At 71.3% G+C, this 15,846-nt stretch carries 14 protein-coding genes; 7 read left to right on the top strand and 7 right to left on the bottom strand.

The window, feature by feature from the left end; genetic code table 11:
• Positions 1 to 3: 3 nt before the first annotated feature.
• Genes N538_RS23265 through N538_RS23260 form a run of 4 tightly spaced genes read right to left on the bottom strand, consistent with a single transcriptional unit; the run spans position 4 to position 4,633 of the window.
• Positions 4 to 1,680: a hypothetical protein gene (locus N538_RS23265; RefSeq protein ID WP_051548564.1), complete on the bottom strand. Its 1,677-nt coding sequence runs from the start codon at positions 1,678 to 1,680 to the stop codon at positions 4 to 6.
• Complete coding sequence (locus tag N538_RS0101165; RefSeq protein ID WP_028635770.1) at positions 1,680 to 2,429, bottom strand: decaprenylphospho-beta-D-erythro-pentofuranosid-2-ulose 2-reductase; 750 nt, start codon at positions 2,427 to 2,429, stop codon at positions 1,680 to 1,682. The genes N538_RS23265 and N538_RS0101165 overlap by 1 nt, the downstream gene beginning before the upstream one ends.
• A gap of 10 nt (positions 2,430 to 2,439) precedes the next feature.
• Positions 2,440 to 3,774, bottom strand: a complete 1,335-nt coding sequence (locus tag N538_RS0101160) for an FAD-binding protein (protein ID WP_028635769.1) — start codon at positions 3,772 to 3,774, stop codon at positions 2,440 to 2,442.
• Complete coding sequence (locus tag N538_RS23260; RefSeq protein ID WP_036569124.1) at positions 3,767 to 4,633, bottom strand: decaprenyl-phosphate phosphoribosyltransferase; 867 nt, start codon at positions 4,631 to 4,633, stop codon at positions 3,767 to 3,769. Before N538_RS23260 ends, N538_RS0101160 begins: the two co-directional genes overlap by 8 nt.
• 30 nt (positions 4,634 to 4,663) lie before the next feature.
• Between N538_RS23260 and N538_RS23255 the strand changes: the two genes are divergently transcribed.
• A complete protein-coding gene (locus N538_RS23255; protein WP_231496102.1) occupies positions 4,664 to 5,917 on the top strand; it encodes an oligosaccharide flippase family protein in 1,254 nt (417 codons plus the stop codon).
• On the opposite strand, the gene polA is transcribed toward N538_RS23255, so the two are convergent.
• On the bottom strand, positions 5,876 to 8,572 hold the full coding sequence (polA, locus tag N538_RS0101145; protein WP_028635768.1) for a DNA polymerase I: 2,697 nt from the start codon (positions 8,570 to 8,572) through the stop codon (positions 5,876 to 5,878). The genes N538_RS23255 and polA overlap by 42 nt on opposite strands.
• Positions 8,573 to 8,614: 42 nt before the next feature.
• Between polA and N538_RS0101140 the strand changes: the two genes are divergently transcribed.
• Positions 8,615 to 9,058: a PaaI family thioesterase gene (locus tag N538_RS0101140; protein WP_028635767.1), complete on the top strand. Its 444-nt coding sequence runs from the start codon at positions 8,615 to 8,617 to the stop codon at positions 9,056 to 9,058.
• Here N538_RS0101140 and N538_RS0101135 read toward each other — a convergent pair.
• The gene (locus N538_RS0101135; RefSeq protein WP_036569087.1) at positions 9,046 to 9,627 is read right to left on the bottom strand and encodes a GNAT family N-acetyltransferase; all 582 of its coding nucleotides are present in this window, start codon (positions 9,625 to 9,627) and stop codon (positions 9,046 to 9,048) included. The genes N538_RS0101140 and N538_RS0101135 overlap by 13 nt on opposite strands.
• 108 nt (positions 9,628 to 9,735) lie before the next feature.
• Here N538_RS0101135 and N538_RS0101130 point away from each other — a divergent pair, with 108 nt between their 5' ends.
• The 5 genes from N538_RS0101130 to N538_RS0101105 all read left to right on the top strand — a co-directional run bounded on the left by N538_RS0101130 (position 9,736) and on the right by N538_RS0101105 (position 13,890).
• Positions 9,736 to 10,482 carry a DUF554 domain-containing protein gene (locus N538_RS0101130; protein ID WP_028635765.1) on the top strand — a complete coding sequence of 249 codons (747 nt, stop codon included), beginning with the start codon at positions 9,736 to 9,738 and terminating at the stop codon, positions 10,480 to 10,482.
• 82 nt (positions 10,483 to 10,564) lie between these two features.
• Positions 10,565 to 11,392 carry an ABC transporter substrate-binding protein gene (locus tag N538_RS0101125; protein WP_036569085.1) on the top strand — a complete coding sequence of 276 codons (828 nt, stop codon included), beginning with the start codon at positions 10,565 to 10,567 and terminating at the stop codon, positions 11,390 to 11,392.
• On the top strand, positions 11,389 to 12,183 hold the full coding sequence (locus N538_RS0101120) for an amino acid ABC transporter permease (RefSeq protein WP_155991906.1): 795 nt from the start codon (positions 11,389 to 11,391) through the stop codon (positions 12,181 to 12,183). The genes N538_RS0101125 and N538_RS0101120 overlap by 4 nt, the downstream gene beginning before the upstream one ends.
• On the top strand, positions 12,180 to 12,914 hold the full coding sequence (locus tag N538_RS0101115; protein WP_028635762.1) for an amino acid ABC transporter ATP-binding protein: 735 nt from the start codon (positions 12,180 to 12,182) through the stop codon (positions 12,912 to 12,914). The genes N538_RS0101120 and N538_RS0101115 overlap by 4 nt, the downstream gene beginning before the upstream one ends.
• Before the next feature lie 499 nt (positions 12,915 to 13,413).
• The gene (locus N538_RS0101105; RefSeq protein WP_155991905.1) at positions 13,414 to 13,890 is read left to right on the top strand and encodes a hypothetical protein; all 477 of its coding nucleotides are present in this window, start codon (positions 13,414 to 13,416) and stop codon (positions 13,888 to 13,890) included.
• Between the two features lie 355 nt (positions 13,891 to 14,245).
• On the opposite strand, the gene N538_RS27055 is transcribed toward N538_RS0101105, so the two are convergent.
• Positions 14,246 to 15,400 carry an HNH endonuclease signature motif containing protein gene (locus N538_RS27055; protein WP_197025201.1) on the bottom strand — a complete coding sequence of 385 codons (1,155 nt, stop codon included), beginning with the start codon at positions 15,398 to 15,400 and terminating at the stop codon, positions 14,246 to 14,248.
• Positions 15,401 to 15,846 lie beyond the last annotated feature (446 nt).

Below are 15,846 nucleotides of genomic sequence, written 5' to 3'. Positions count from 1 at the left end.
GTATCACCCGGACCGACGCCGGGTGGGCATTCCCGACGAGATGGGTCTGCACGTGTTCCACGCGCCGGCCAGCACCAGCGCGACGTACGCCGCCCAGGCGCTGCCGAGCGCCACCAGCGACCCGGCCGAGGCCTCCCGCTCGTCGACCGGCACGTCGAGGATCGTGACCTCGAGGTCCTCCCCGTCGAAGACGACGGTGCCGGCGACCTCGGCGTCGTAGGTGCTGGTCGTGGGCACGGTGCGGTCCCGCGCCACCGCCCCGACGCCGAGGTCGGCCAGCGCGACCGCGCGGTCGCCGGCGTCGGGCAGCGCGAGCGCGGCCAGCACGTCGGGCACCCGTGGGTCCTCACCCGCGATGATCCGGCCGTCCACGGCGAGCTGGTCGTTGACGACGTAGTCCGGCCGCAGGTAGCGCGGGAGCGGGTCGAGCACCTTGCGGTGGTGGTTCCACGCCGGCGCCCGGTAGCTCGTGAACGGCAGCACCAGCACGTCGCCCTGCCCGGCGCCCAGCGCGGTCCGCGCCTGGGCCCACTCGGCCGGGTAGTCCGCCGGCTGGAGCGCGCCGGAGATCCCCCAGGCCGCGTCCGGCATGAAGGCCAGCGGGAGCACGGCGCCGGCAGCCGCGACCGGGATCCGGGGTGCCCGTTCCCCGCACCACTGGACCCCCGCGGCGACCAGCGCCGCGGTCAGCGGTGCGCAGAGGGCCAGCGAGCGGGTCCCGTCACGGAGCAGGCCGCCCGCGGGCACGTGGCCGGCCACCCAGCCGAGCCCGTCCGGGACCGCCCACGACAGCAGCGCGACGGCGTACCCGACGGCCCACAGCGACACCAGGGCGGTGGTCGTCCGGCGGCCGAGCCGCCGGGCGAGTGGACGGGCGCCGACGAGAGCCAGAGCGCCGTACCCGACGGTGAGCACGAGCGGGAGCACCAGCAGTCCGCGTGAGCCCGGGACGACCTCGGAGTTCCAGATGCCGCCGAGGGTGAGGGCGGCGAGGGGGGCGGGCAGCGGGCCCTCGGCGTTCATCCCGAAGACCGCGCCCGATGTGCTGGACGTGGCGGTGTCGAGGTGCAGCAGTCCGGCGACCAGCCACGGCGCGTTCGCGGCGACGGTGACCGCGACCAGGCGGGCCGCGTTGCTACGGGTGACACCGACGGCGAGCAGGGTGGCGGCCGCCATCAGCCCGGCGTTCGCGCTGAGGCTGCCGACGACCAGCAGGAACGGCAGTGCCGCGCCGAGGCGTGCGTCGGTGCGGAGCCGGATCCCCTCGGCGACCAGCCACGGCAGCACCGCCCAGCAGAGCAGCAACGGCCAGTGCCCGATCCAGAGTCGTTCGACGACGTAGGGGCTCCAGACGTAGACGCTGACCGCGGCCAGCCGGGCCACCGTCGAGCGGCCCGCCAGCCGGGCGGCGCCGAGGCCGCCGATGACCAGGGCGCCGAGCAGGACGACCTTCTGGAGGAGCATCCCGGGCAGCACCTCGTCGAGGACCGCCACCACGGCGTCCGACGGGACAGCGCGAGGCAGTGCCGAGCCGAGGCCGAGGAAGTCGGTCCGCAGGGCGAGGTCGGGCACCCACACCATGTCGTAGGTCAGCAGATAGCCCGCGCCGAGGACCGGGCCCAGCATCAGCACGGCGAGGGCGACGGCCCACGCCGGCACGAGCCACCGCGCAGGGTGCACTACAGCGGCAGCTTCCGGAACAGCGCGCGGGGCACGTGTCGCAGGCCGGACATCACGCCGCGCATCGCGGCCGGCACCCACACCAGGTCGTCACCGCCGGCGACGCCCTTCACGATCGCGGCCGCGACGTCATCGGCGTCCACCGACAGCGGCGCCGGGTCGCGGCCCTCGGTCATCTTGGTGCGGACGAAGCCCGGGCGGACGACGAGCACCCGGGCGCCGGTGCCGCGGAGCGCCTCGCCGAGGCCGAGGTAGAAGCCGTCCATTCCGGCCTTGCTCGAGCCGTAGACGAAGTTGGAGCGGCGCACCCGCTCCCCCGCCACCGACGACAGCGCGACGATCACGCCGTGGCCCTGCTTCCTGAGCCTCGCTGCGAGGCAGACGCCGAGGCTGACCGGCGCCGTGTAGTTCACGGTGGCCAGGTGCACGGCGGCCGCGTGGTCCTGCCAGGCCTGCTCCTCGTCCCCGAGCACCCCGAAGGCGACCACCGCCACGTCGATGTCGCGCTCGATCGCCTCGACCAGCGTGGGGTGGGTCCCGGTGGCCTCGGCCTCGAAGTCGACCGCCTCCACGACGGCGCCGGACTGCTCGAGCCGCGTGGCGGCGGCGTCCCGACGCTCGCCGGGCCGAGCGGCGAGGACCACGTGCAGGTCACCGGAGCGGGCCCACCGCTCGGCCGTGGCGAGCGCGATGTCGCTGGTCCCGCCGAGCAGCAGCACGGTCTGGGGCTGGCCGAGGGCGTTGAGCATCAGATCTCCATCAGATCTCGAGGCGGCGGGACAGGTCGGAGCGGAACACGCGGTCGGGGTCGACCTTCTCGCGGACGGCGCGGAGCTCGTCGAGCCGGGGGTACATCGCGGGCAGCAGTCCCGCCCGTAGCCGGGAGTCCTTGGCGAGGTAGACCCGCCCGCCGGCGGCGACGACCTGGTCGTCGAGGCCGTCGAGGAGCGGGGCGAGGTCCGGGTGCGCAGGGACGTCGTAGGCCAGCGTCCAGCCGGCCATCGGGAACGACAGCGGGCCGTCGTTGCCGGGGCCGAACCGCTTGAGCACGGCGAGGAACGACGGGAGCCGGGCGGCGGCGATCTGCTCCAGGATGCGCACCAGCGCGGCGTCCTCGTGGTCGGGCACCACGAACTGGTACTGCACGAGGCCGTGCGGACCGTAGACGCGGTTCCAGCCCGCGACGCCGTCCAGCGGGTGGAAGAAGGTGGCGAGCGGCTGGATCTCGCCGGTGCGGTGGCGAGGAGCCTTGCGGAACCACGCCTCGTTGAACGCGCGCACGCCGAGTGATCCGACCAGGTTGACCGGTGGGGTGAACGGCACCGCCAGGCGCGGTGCGGCGGGCGGGGTCAGGAGGTCGCCGCGGTCACCGAGCAGCTCGCGAGTGGCGTGCTCGCCGCGCGAGAGCACGGAGCGGCCCAGCGCGGCGCCGCGGGCCAGGGTGTCGATCCAGGCGACGGAGTACGTCACGGCGTCGTCGCCCTCGCGCATCTCGGCCATGACGGCGTCCAGGTCGGGCAGGCGCTGGGTGCTGACCTCGGCGTACGCCGTCTCGACGGGGATGGTCCGCAGCGTGGCCGCCGTGATCACCCCGGTCAGACCGAGGCCGCCGACCGTGGCCCAGAAGAGGTCGGGGTCCCGGTCCGGGCCGACCGTGCGGGTCTCGCCGCTCGCGATCACCAGGTCGAGGTCGACGACGTGGGCGCCGAAGCTCCCGGCGCGGTGGTGGCTCTTGCCGTGCACGTCGCAGGCGATCGCGCCGGCGACGGTGACGTACCGGGTGCCGGGCGTGACCGGCAGGAACCGGCCGCGCGGCAGCAGCGCCGCCATCAGGTCGTGCAGGCTGGTCCCGGCGCTCGCGCGAACCGTGCCGTCGGCCGCGACCGCGCCGATCTCGGTCGGCAGCGGGAGCAGCACGTCGCCCCCGGCGTTCTGCGCCGGGTCGCCGTACGAGCGTCCCAGGCCGCGGGCGATCAGCCCGCGGGGCCCGGCCCGGCGGACGAGGTGCGGCACGCCGTTCGCGGTCGCCGTGACCGGGCGGCCGACCGACGGTGCCGTGCGGCCCCAGCCGTGGAACGTGGAGGAGTCAGACACCCAGCACCCCGAGGGTCAGCGCGACCACCCAGATCACGCCGATCCCCTGCAGCAGCCGGTCGCCCCAGACGATGTCCTCGGGCTCGGCGGCCGCCCCCGCGTCGACGTCCACGGCGTACCGGAGCAGCCCGACCACGAACGGCAGGATCGAGAGCGTGTGCCACGGGATGCCGGTCTCGGCGGCGTTCTCGAACGCCCACAGGCAGTACGCCGCGACGGTGACGGCCGCCGCGATGCTCCAGACGAACCGGAGGTAGCTGTCGGTGTAGTGCACCAGCGAACGCCGGGTGCCCGCCTCGCTGCCGAGCGTGTGCAGCTCGGAGTAGCGCTTGCCGGCCACGATGAACAGCGAGCCGAAGCCGGCCACCATGAGGAACCAGTCCGAGATCGGGATCGCCGCGGCGAGGCCGCCGGCGACCGCGCGCATCAGGAACCCGGCGGCGACCAGCGCCAGGTCGATCACCGGCTCGTGCTTGAGGCGGAGCGAGTAGGCGAGCATCACCGCGACGTAGGAGACGAGCAGCAGCACGAACTCCCAGCGGGTCAGCGCGGCCAGGCCGACGCTGACCAGGAACAGCAGCGTGGCGACCAGGAGCGCCCCCCGGACGGAGAGCTCGCCGGCCGCGATCGGCCGGAACTGCTTGCGGGGGTGCAGCCGGTCGGCCTCGACGTCCGCGCAGTCGTTGACCAGGTACATCGCGGAGGAGGCCGCACAGAACGCCAGGAACGCCAGCACGGTCGGACCCAGGACGCCGGCGTCGCCGAGGTCGCCGGCGGCGAGCGGTGCCGCGACCACGAGGAGGTTCTTGGTCCACTGCTTCGGCCGCAGGGACCGCAGCACGGCACCGGCGCGAATCACGCGCGCGAGTCTCGCATACGCTTCCCTCCCGTGACCCCTTCGCGCCGCCTCACCCGGCTGCTGAGCGGCGGCGGCTCGATCGCCGTGGCGATGGCCGTCATGAACGTGGCGACGTACGGCTTCACGATGATCGCCGCCCGGCTGCTCGGCCCGCAGGCGTACGGCGCGTTCGCGAGCCTGATGGCCACGTTGCTGGTGATCACGGTCCTCCAGCTGGGCATCCAGGCCACCGCCGCGCGCCGGATCGCGGCCGAGCCCGAGCACATCGCGCAGATCGAGAAGACCATCCTCGGGGTCACCTACCGGGCGGCCGCGGCGCTCGGCGTGCTGCTCCTGGTGCTGTCGCCGCTGCTGAACGTGGTGCTCCGGCTGGACAGCCTGCTCACCGCCGCGCTGGTCTCGGTCATCTCGGTGCCGTTCACGATCATGGGTGGCCAGGCCGGCATCCTCCAGGGCGAGCGTCGCTGGCAGGCGCTGTCGGTGCTGTACGTGCTCAGTGGGGTGCCCCGCCTGGTCATCGGCACGCTCCTGATCGCCTGGCACCCGACCGAGGCCGCCGCGCTCGTCGGCACCGGGCTCGGCGCCTGCGCCCCGGTGGTCGCCGGCTGGTGGTTCCTTCGTCGCGCGCGCGACGAAGGGGTCCAGAGCGAGGACCACGGCTTCCGGAGGGTGATCCGGGAGTCGTTCCACAACTCTCAGGTGCTGCTCGCGTTCTTCGCGCTCTCCAACACCGACATCGTGATCGCCCGCAACGTGCTGACCGAGCACGACGCCGGCCTCTACGCCGGCGGGTTGATCCTGACCAAGGCCGTGCTGTTCCTGCCACAGTTCGTCGTGGTCGTCGCGTTCCCCTCGATGTCGACGGTGGGCGAGCGTCGGCGCGCGCTGACCGCCAGCCTCGGCCTGGTCGCGGTGCTGGGTGCCGTCGCGACCGCCGGGGCGGCGCTGCTGCCGCGCCTGGCGCTCGTCTTCGTGGGCGGCCAGCAGTTCGAGGAGATCGCCGACCACCTCTGGATCTTCGCGATCCTCGGCACCGTGCTGTCGATGCTGCAGCTGCTCGTCTACTCGGTGCTCGCCCGGCAGGGCCAGCGCTCGGCGTACCTGGTGTGGTCGGCGTTCGTGGTGGTCGTCGTCCTCGGCCTCACCACGTCCAGCCTGCGCGGGCTGCTGGCGGTGGTCATCACGGTCGACTCGGTCCTGCTGGCCGTACTGCTGGCGGTCAGCGCGTACGTGCTGCGCCCGTCAGTGGGCCGCGTCGTGCCAGCTCCGGCCGAAGCCGACTGACACGTCCAGCGGTACGGCGAGGTCGGCCGCGCGGCCCATCTGCTCACGGACCAGCGCCTCCAGCGCCTCCTGCTCGCCGGTCGCCACCTCGAACACGAGCTCGTCGTGCACCTGGAGCAGCATCCGGGACTGCAACCCGGCCTGCTCGATCGCGCCGTCGACGTAGAGCATCGCGATCTTGATGATGTCGGCCGCCGAGCCCTGGATCGGGGCGTTGAGCGCCATCCGCTCGGCCATCTCGCGACGCTGTCGGTTGTCGCTGGTCAGGTCGGGCAGGTAGCGGCGCCGTCCCTTGATGGTCTCGGTGAAGCCGGTCCTCCGGGCCTCCTCGACGACGCCGCCGAGGTAGTCGCGGATCCCGCCGAAGGTCTGGAAGTACTCGTCCATCAGCCCGCGCGCCTCGCCCGCCTCGATCCCGAGCTGCTGGCTGAGGCCGAACGCGGACAGCCCGTAGGCCAGGCCGTAGTTCATCGCCTTGATCTTGGCCCGCATCTCGACGGTCACGTCGTCGGCGGGGACGTCGAAGACCCGGGCCGCGGTGATCGAGTGGAAGTCACGACCGGACCGGAACGCCTCGATGAGCAGCGCGTCCTCGGACAGGTGCGCCATGATCCGCATCTCGATCTGGCTGTAGTCCGCGGTCATCAGGGACTCGAAGCCCTGCCCGACGACGCTCTGTCCGACGACGAAGCCCTCGCGGATCCGGCGACCCTCCTCGGTGCGGATCGGGATGTTCTGGAGGTTCGGATCGGTGCTCGAGAGCCGGCCGGTCGCCGCGATCGTCTGGTTGAACGTCGTGTGGATCCGCCCGTCGCCGGCCACCGTCTTCAGCAGGCCCTCGATGGTCTGCCGCAGCCGGGAGACGTCGCGGTGGCGCAGCAGGTGCAGCAGGAACGGGTGCTCGGTCTTGACGTACAGCGCCTGCAGCGCGTCGGCGTCGGTGGTGTAGCCGGTCTTGGTGCGCTTGGTCTTCGGCATGCCGAGCTCGTCGAACAGCACGGTCTGCAGCTGCTTGGGCGAGCCGAGGTTGATCTCCTTGCCGATCACCGCGAACGCCTGCTCGGCGGCCTCGCGGACCTCGGCCGCGAAGTGGCCCTCGAGCGACTCGAGGTGCTCGGTGTCGACGGCGATGCCGGTCTGCTCCATCTTCGCGAGCAGGTCGACCAGCGGCAGCTCGATGTCGTGGAGCAGACGGGTGCCGCCGCGCTCCTCGAGCTCGTCGTCCAGGGCAGCGGCCAGGTCGAGGACGGCCCGGGCGTGCAGCATCTCCACCTCTCCGGCGCGGGTCCCGTCGAGCGTGTCGTCGAGGCCGTCGAGGCTCAGCTGCCCGTCGTCGGCCCCGCCCTGCTTGAGCTCGCGCTTGAGGTAGCGCACGGTCAGGTCGGCGAGGTCGTAGGAGCGCTGGTCGGGGCGGGCGAGGTAGGCCGAGAGCGCGGTGTCCCTCTCGAGGCCGGACAGCGGCATGCCCCACGCCGCGAGCGCCAGCATCGGGCCCTTCGCGTCGTGCAGCACCTTGGGCTGCTTCGGGTCCGCCAGCCACCCGACCAGCGCCGCCTGGTTGTCGGCGTCGAGCTCGTCGGTGGCGACCCAGCCGGCGGTCCCGTCGCCGGTCGCCAGTGCGACACTGGTGACGTCACCGCTGCCGCCGCCCCACCGGCCCACGACATGCACGCCGACGCGGTCGCCCGAGGCGGCGTTCTGCTCCAGCCAGCCGGCCAGCTCACCGGCGCCCAGGACGCTCATCGCGACGTCGAAGCCGGAGTCGTCGATGTCCTCCTCCGACGTCAGCGTCTCGAACAGCCGGTCCCGCAGCACCCGGAACTCGAGCCCGTCGAACAGGGTGTGCACCTCGTGCCGGTCCCAGGGGCGTACGGCGAGGTCGACGGGGGCCTTGTCGAGCGGCAGGTCACGGACCAGGGCGTTGAGCTGGCGGTTGCGGATCACGTCGCCGAGGTGTTCGCGCAGCGCCTCGCCCTTCTTGCCGGTGATCTCGTCGGCGTGGGTGATGACGTTGTCGAGGCCGTCGTACTGGTTGATCCACTTCGCGGCGTAGCCCTGGCCGACGCCGGGCACGCCCGGCAGGTTGTCGGAGGTCTCCCCCACGATCGCCGCGAGCTCGGGGTAGCGGTACGGCGGGACGCCGTACTTCTCCTCGACGGCGGCCGGGGTCATCCGGGCCAGGTCCGAGACGCCGCGCATCGGGTAGAGCACGGTCGACCGCTCGGTCACGAGCTGGAGCGAGTCCCGGTCGCCGGTGAGGATCAGGACCTCCATCTCGTCGTCCTCGAGCGCCTGCGTGACGAGGGTCGCGATGATGTCGTCGGCCTCGTAGCCGTCCTTCTTCAGGAACGGGATCCGCAGCGCGTTGAGGACCTCCTCGATGAGCGGCAGCTGGCTGCTGAACTCGGTGGGGGTCTTGTTGCGCTTGGCCTTGTACTCGGCGTACTGCTCGAGGCGGAACGTCTGCCGGGAGACGTCGAACGCGACGCCGACGTGCGTGGGCTGCTCGTCGCGCAGCACGTTGATGAGCATCGAGGTGAAGCCGTAGACGGCGTTCGTGTGCTGCCCGGTCGTGGTGGAGAAGTTCTCGACGGGCAGCGCGAAGAAGGCGCGGTAGGCGAGCGAGTGTCCGTCGAGGAGCAGGAGGCGAGGCACCCTCCGACTCTAGTAGCCGGCGCCGACAGGCAGGATGTGCCCATGACCTCTGGTGGCGGGAACGAGCTGGACATCGACGACTTCATCGCCCAGATGCCGCAGGGCATGGGCGGCCTCAACGAGAAGATGGGCATCGAGCTCCTCGAGATCTCCGCCGAGCGGGTGGTCGCGACCATGCCGGTCGAGGGCAACACCCAGCCCTACGGACTCCTCCACGGCGGCGCGTCGGTGGTCCTCGCCGAGACGCTGGGGTCGGTCGGCTCGGCGATCCACGCGCACCCCGACAAGCTGTCGGTCGGCATCGAGATCAACGCGACCCACCACCGCTCCGCGACCTCCGGCACCGTGACCGGTACGGCGACCGCGATCCACCTCGGCCGCACGACGGCGACCTACGAGGTCGTCATCACCGACGAGCGCGGCAAGCGGGTCTGCACGTCCCGGATCACGTGCGCCCTGATGCCGCGGGACCGCTACGACTCCTGAGCCGCGGAGGCCCGCGAGCGGCGCATCGAGCGCCGGGCCGCGAGCACCTGGGTCAACTGCCGGCCACCGCTCGAGGTGACCGGGCGGCGGTGGGCGGAGAGCCGGGAGCGCACGGCGTGGGTCGTCGCGATGCGCAGCACGGCGTACGGACCGAGCGCGATCCGGGCCATGAAGCGGTTCGCGTCCCGTGACCCGGCGACCGCTGCGGTGGCGACGTGCCCGATGCCGAGCTCCTCGGCCCACGAGACGGCGGCGTCCATCAACGCGCTGCCGATGCCGTGCCGCTGGAACCGGGGCAGCACGTGCGGCGAGAGCGCACGGAGGACCGGCTCGTGGTTGAGCGGGGACATCGTGGTGGCCTGGAGGTGCACGGCCCCGGCGAACTCGCCGTCGTACTCCGCGACGACGATGCGCTCGTCCTCGGACGCCTCGACCCGGGCGATCACGGTGTCGAGGTCGGCGACCTGCTCCTCACGGCCGTTCCGACGGATGACGTCGGTCCAGAGCTCAGCGAGGTGCGGCGCGTCCGCGGTCGTGGCGGCGCGCAGCGACACGAGGGTACGCGTCATCGAGTCATGGCCTTTCGAGACCTCCTCCTCGCCACGTCTCGTGTCCCCCGAACGCGGCACCAAAGAAGGAGACTACGCTCAGGCCCGCCTTCCTGTCAGAGGAGTCCCTTGATCCCCGGTATCGGCACCGTCGTCAACGTCGCCACCGTCCTCGTGGGCGCCACGATCGGCGTGCTGCTGGGCAACCGGCTGCCGATGCGCACGCGCGACCTGGTGACCGACGCGCTCGGCCTGGTCACCCTCCTGATCGCGGGCACGTCGGCGATCGCGGTCACCAGCGACGACCTCTCGGCCGAGGTCGGCGACAGCGCCCCGATGCTGATCGTGCTCGGGTCGTTGCTCCTGGGCGGGATCGCCGGCTCGCTGTTGCGGCTCGAGAGCCGGGTCGAGGGGTTCGGCGGCTGGCTCCAGGCGCGCCTGGCCGGTGCCGCGGACTCCGCGGAGCGGCACCGCTTCATCGAGGGCTTCGTGGTCTCCTCGCTGGTGTTCTGCACCGGTCCCCTCACCATCCTGGGGTCGCTGAACGACGGGCTCGGGAACGGCGCCGACCAGCTGTTCCTGAAGGCGGCGCTGGACGGCTTCGCGGCGATCGCGTTCGCGGCGTCGTTCGGCTGGGGCGTCGCGGCCAGTGCGATCACGATCGTCGCGATCCAGGGCTCGCTGACGCTGCTCGGCTACGCGCTCGGCGACGTGCTCCCCGACGCCCACCTCGCGGCGATCACCGCCACCGGAGGCCTGCTCCTGGTCGGGGTCGCGCTGCGGCTCCTCCGGATCCGCGAGATCCCGGTCGCGGACCTGCTCCCGGCCCTCGTGGCCGCTCCCCTGCTGGTCGAGATCGTCAGCGCCGTGCGCTAGCGGATGGACCGGTACCGGACCGTGATCCAGCCCCGGCGGGGACCGTTGCACGGGACGTGAGCGCCACCACTACAGTGCTCGCATGCTGATCCGACCCCTGCGCTCCGCCCTCGCCGCCACCGCCTTCGCGGCGCTCGCGATCTCGCTCACCGCGTGTGGCTCCGACTCCGACTCGTCGGGCACCGACTCGTCCGGCTCCGCCGACCTGGGCCTGATCTCCTCGGGCACGCTGACCGTCTGCTCCGACGTCCCGTACCCGCCGTTCGAGAACTTCGACAAGTCGACCCCGACGGGCTTCGCGGGCTTCGACGTCGACATCGTCGAGGCGATCGCCCAGCAGCTGAACGTGAAGGTCGAGATCAAGGACTCCGACTTCAACGCCCTCCAGAGCGGCCTGGCGCTGAACGCCGGCCAGTGCGACATGGCGGCGAGCGCGATGACGATCACGCCGGAGCGCGAGGCGAAGATCGGCTTCAGCGACGGCTACTACGACTCCGAGCAGTCCCTGCTGGTCCCCGCCGACTCGAGCATCACCTCGATCGACGACCTGGACGGCGTCAAGGTCGGGGTCCAGAAGGGCACCACCGGCGAGTCGTACGCCAACGAGCACGCCTCGGGCGCGGACATCGTGGTCTTCCCGAGCGACGGCGAGATGTACGCCGCGATCAAGGCCGGCCAGGTCGAGGCACTGCTCCAGGACCTGCCGGTCAACCTCGACCACCAGAACGACCCCAAGGCCGCCGGCCAGTTCAAGGTCGTCGAGACCTACGACACCGGTGAGACCTACGGCCTGGCGATGAAGAAGACCAACACCGGCCTCATCGACGCCGTCAACGCGGCCCTGCAGAAGATGAAGGACGACGGCGACTACAAGAAGATCTACGACACCTACTTCGCCACCGACCAGTGAGCCTGAGGCGGACCACCAAGCGCCGCCTGCGACACGGGGCGCTCTACGGCGTCCTCGTGGTCGCCGCGCTCGCCGTGGTGCTGGGCGCGGACTGGGAGGCCGTCAAGGTCAACTTCTTCGACTCCGAGACCTGGCAGGCCCTGTGGCCCGACATCATCCTCACGGCGGCGAAGAACACGGTGAAGTACACGGTGCTCGCCTTCGCCGGCGGCATCGCGCTGGCGCTCGTGCTGGCGCTGATGAAGCTCTCGCCGCTGCGCGGCTACCGGTACCTCGCGACGATCTACATCGAGTTCTTCCGTGGCCTGCCGGCCCTGGTGGTCATCATCGTGATGGCGCTCGGCGTACCGCTGGCGTTCCAGTGGCAGCCGCCGGGCGGCACCGTCGGCGCGGGCATCATCGCGCTGATCCTGGTGTCGTCGGCGTACATGGCCGAGACCCTGCGGGCGGGCATCCAGGCCGTGCCGAAAGGGCAGCGCGAGGCCGCGCAGTCCCTGGGCATGAGCGGCTTCTGGACGATGGTCACCGTCGTGCTCCCCCAGGCGATCCGGATCGTGATCCCGCCGCTGACCAACGAGTTCATCCTGCTGGTCAAGGACACCTCGCTGCTGGCGTTCGTGGGCATGCAGGCCAACCAGGTCGACCTCACCTCGTTCGGCCAGCAGGGCCTCGTGACCTACGCCAACGCCAGCCCGCTCATCGCGATCGCGCTGGTCTACCTGATCATCTCGATCCCGGCCAGCCAGCTGGTGGCCTACCTCGAACGACGACAGATGAGGGCGGCCCGATGAGCACCCCGGCCATCCAGGTCTCCGGCCTGCACAAGTCCTTCGGCGAGCACGAGGTGCTCAAGGGCATCGACTTCGAGGTCGCCGAGGGCCAGGTCGTCTGCGTGATCGGCCCGTCCGGCTCGGGCAAGTCGACGCTGCTGCGCTGCGTCAACCGCCTCGAGGAGCCGACGTCCGGCCAGATCTTCGTCGAGGGGATCGACATCTGCGACCCGGAGGTCGACCTGGACGCTGTCCGCAGCCGGATCGGGATGGTCTTCCAGCAGTTCAACCTGTTCCCGCACATGAGCGTGCTGGGCAACCTCTGCGTCGCGCAGCGACGGGTGAAGCGGCGCTCGAAGAGCGAGGCCGTCGAGGTCGCCCGGCGCAACCTGGCGAAGGTCGGCCTCGCCGAGCGCGAGACCGCCTACCCCGCGCAGCTCTCCGGCGGCCAGCAGCAGCGGGTCGCGATCGCCCGCGCCCTGTCGCTGGACCCGGACATGATGCTCTTCGACGAGCCCACGAGCGCGCTCGACCCCGAGCTCGTCGGCGACGTGCTGGCGGTCATGCGCGACCTGGCGGCCGAGGGCATGACGATGATGGTCGTCACCCACGAGATGGGCTTCGCCCGCGAGGTCGGCGACAACCTGGTCTTCATGGACGACGGCGTGATCGTCGAGGAGGGCGACCCGCGCACGGTCCTCTCCGCCCCGCAGCACGAGCGGACCCAGGCCTTCCTCTCCAAGGTTCTTTGACCCTCCGTTGAGGGGGTCCCGGCGGCTGCCGCGGACCGGGACGGCCGCGGTCACCGGATGAGCCGATGACCGTGCGCTTCGGCGGCAAGAGGTCCGTACCAGCGCTCGGAACCGACGAATCCCCCAATGTGTGGGATGCACCAGGAAACGGTTGAAGAGCAGGATCCGATCATCGCGATAGCACGGCCGAACGCCTTCGAGGTTCGAAAGGGCGTGTCTCGCGCAGAAGGGACACCCCATGATGATCGCCGTCACTATCGTCGTCGCCATCCTCGCCGGAGCCGCCTTCGCGAATATTGCCAAGCATTTTGGTCTCTGACGCGCGCATCGAGCCGACAGCACGCCGCCGGATTCCCGCCGCGTCATGGACGGGTCGGTCGCTGCGGCGTCGTGGGCGGATGGATACCCGCTCCCATTTCGCGCAACTTGGGTATTCCCAGCAGCGGAGATCCGAACACGATGGAGGCAACCGCCAACTCAACTATGGATGGGGAGTCTCATGTCCACACCACGTATGCGTGCGTTCGCTCTTGCCGCCATCCTGGCCGGAGCGCTGGTCGGCGTCCCGTCCGGTACCGCAGCCGGAGCAGTGCAGGAGCGCGTTTCAGGCAACGTCCGGTTCTTGGCCATCGGAGATGGGCACGGACCCGACAGTGTTGTGGCGAACGGCGTCATTCACGACCACGGCATTGACCGGGTTCTCGGTCCGCGACGGGATCGATTCGTCTTCTCGGCCGGCAACATCATCGTCCGGCACAAGCCACGCCACTCGCGCGACCACTACGACCCGGTCACCTGTCACTTCTCGTTCGTCGAGCGTGGCACCTGGCAGGCAGTTCGGGGCACGCGGGCCTACGACGACGTGCGCGGCCACGGTCGGTATGTGGTGCACGGGCACGGCGTTGGCTGCAATCAGAACCAGCGACCTGAGGTGTTCGTCTCCCTGGTTCGAGCGCGGGGGCACCTTAGCTACTGACCTTGGACCTGGCCTGGTCGTCCGTCGACCGGCGACGCAGCGCAGCGAGGTGCCGTCCAGCCGGGCCGGACAGCCATGCCCGAGATCGTCAACCGGGGTCCGCGGCGTTCGCCGCCACGGATGCGCTCGAGGTCGCCGAAGCAGCCTTACAAGGCACGCCGGGCATTGGAGCGTCCGCCCGAGACGGAGGCTCGCGCGTCCGGCTGTCGGGTCCGAGTCCGTGGTTCCGCGGACTCCGCACCGCCTCGACTCGCCCGGAGCAGCCGCATTTCGCGCGGCTCACGGCGTTGGGGTGTTGGCAGGTGGGACCGCGCCCGTCGGCCGGTCTGTGGTGGAGGTTCGTAGGCAGGTCGGCCTAGGTTCGTCGGTGGAACCTGGTGTGGTGTTTCGGGCAGAGGAGCCGGCCGTGCTCGACGTCGGTGGGTCCGCCGCGGCTCCAGGGGATGTCGTGATGGACGTGACACATCGCCGGCGGCCAATCGCAGCCCGGCTCGGCGCAGCCCTTGTCCCGGAGGGCGATCGCGGTCCGCTGTGCCTTGGTGTGGAACCGGCGGGTGCGGCCGAGGTCGAGGACCTCGGAGTTGCCGCCGAGCACGGCGGGGATGATCCCGGCCTCGCACGCGAGCCGGCGGGCGGTGGCCGCGGTGATCCGCTCCCCGGTGTCCAGCAGCGCGGCCTGCTCGAGCTTCCCGAGCAGGCTGTCCAGGGTCATGGTGACCACGATCGTCGCCGAGACGCCGCCGGTCTGGGGGAGCTGGTGGACGGGGTAGCGCTCGATGAGCTCGCAGAACGCCCGGCCCCGGCGTTCGGGTCCGGGGCGCAGCGGGACGCCCGGTTCCTGCGGTTCCTGCCGTTTGGGGGCGGCGATTGCGAGCAGCATCTTCTTCAGCGCGGCACCGTGGAAGGACGGGATCGTGAACCGGCCGTGGCACTTGCCGTGCCCGTCGTCGACCATGACCAGCTTGGTGGCCAGCAGCGCGTCGCGTTCCTCGCGGGCGAGTTGCCGCGCCTCGTACTCATCCGCCAGGTCGGGGGCGACCACGTCCATCAGCCGCTTGCCCAGGATCCGCAACGTCGGGGCGGTGTGCTCGCGCCCGGCGGCGACCAGGTGCCGCTCGGCCCGGTCCACCAAGGCCGGGTGGAGGTCGCCGGGCAGCTGGTCCAGCGCGGCGACGATCACCCGCGCCTGCTCGACCACCAGGTCACCGGCCGCGAGCGCGTCGCGGACCTGGCCCCGGGTGACCAGCGCCTGGCCGAGCCTGACCTGGCCCAGCACCGCGGGCTTGGTCTGCCGGGTCCGGTGCGCCCACGTATCGACCTGTTCGTCGTCGGCGTGCTCGGCGACCCGGGCCTCCAGCTCGGCGACCTGCGCCTTCAACCTACTGAGCTCCACGAGGGTCGCGGTGGTCTCCGCGGCATCCATGGACCACACCGACGCATCGCTCACCGCATCCAGTGCGGCGTGGGCGTGGGCGACCGCCACCGAGACCCGGTGTCGAGGTGTGGCCATCGCTGTCATGGTGCTACTCAAGCACCGGCCACCGACATCGAGAGGCCCAGAACCCGTTGTTACACAGGGTCCTGGGTAACGAACAGGTCACGATTCCGAGCCGCTTTCCACAGCCGGCGCGGCCCCCGGATCCGCAGGCCGGGGGCCGGCGCCGACCACCCGCCCACCGTTCCGTTTGCTGCCTTTCGGTCGCCACCACCCGCGGCCGGAAGCCCACGGCCATCCATCCCCTGGCGTCGAGCTCATCCGGCCGACCCGCGAGGACGACCACCGGCGGCCGACGTTCCAGCCAGACTCCGCCGCCGGAGAGCCGGCGCGTCCCGGCATTGGTCCCGAACGAATCCGGACATACCTGCGGGCTCAGGCGGTCAACGCAACACCTCGGCTAGTGCTTGTGATGGTGTCTTGAAGGCGAGGGTCTGTCGAGGACGGTCGTTGAGCTCGAG

Source organism: Nocardioides sp. URHA0032 (assembly GCF_000620645.1).
In the GTDB taxonomy this organism is placed as follows: Bacteria; Actinomycetota; Actinomycetes; order Propionibacteriales; family Nocardioidaceae; genus Nocardioides.
This window is presented reverse-complemented; position numbering and strand designations above follow the sequence as displayed.

Bases quoted from the DNA above. Each gene is read 5' to 3' on its own strand.
- N538_RS0101165 (WP_028635770.1), bottom strand. From the start codon at position 2,429: ATGCTCAACGCCCTCGGCCAGCCCCAGACCGTGCTGCTGCTCGGCGGG.
- N538_RS0101140 (WP_028635767.1), top strand. From the start codon at position 8,615: ATGACCTCTGGTGGCGGGAACGAGCTGGACATCGACGACTTCATCGCC.
- N538_RS0101135 (WP_036569087.1), bottom strand. From the start codon at position 9,627: ATGACGCGTACCCTCGTGTCGCTGCGCGCCGCCACGACCGCGGACGCG.
- N538_RS0101125 (WP_036569085.1), top strand. From the start codon at position 10,565: ATGCTGATCCGACCCCTGCGCTCCGCCCTCGCCGCCACCGCCTTCGCG.
- N538_RS0101115 (WP_028635762.1), top strand. From the start codon at position 12,180: ATGAGCACCCCGGCCATCCAGGTCTCCGGCCTGCACAAGTCCTTCGGC.
- N538_RS0101105 (WP_155991905.1), top strand. From the start codon at position 13,414: ATGTCCACACCACGTATGCGTGCGTTCGCTCTTGCCGCCATCCTGGCC.
- N538_RS27055 (WP_197025201.1), bottom strand. From the start codon at position 15,400: ATGGCCACACCTCGACACCGGGTCTCGGTGGCGGTCGCCCACGCCCAC.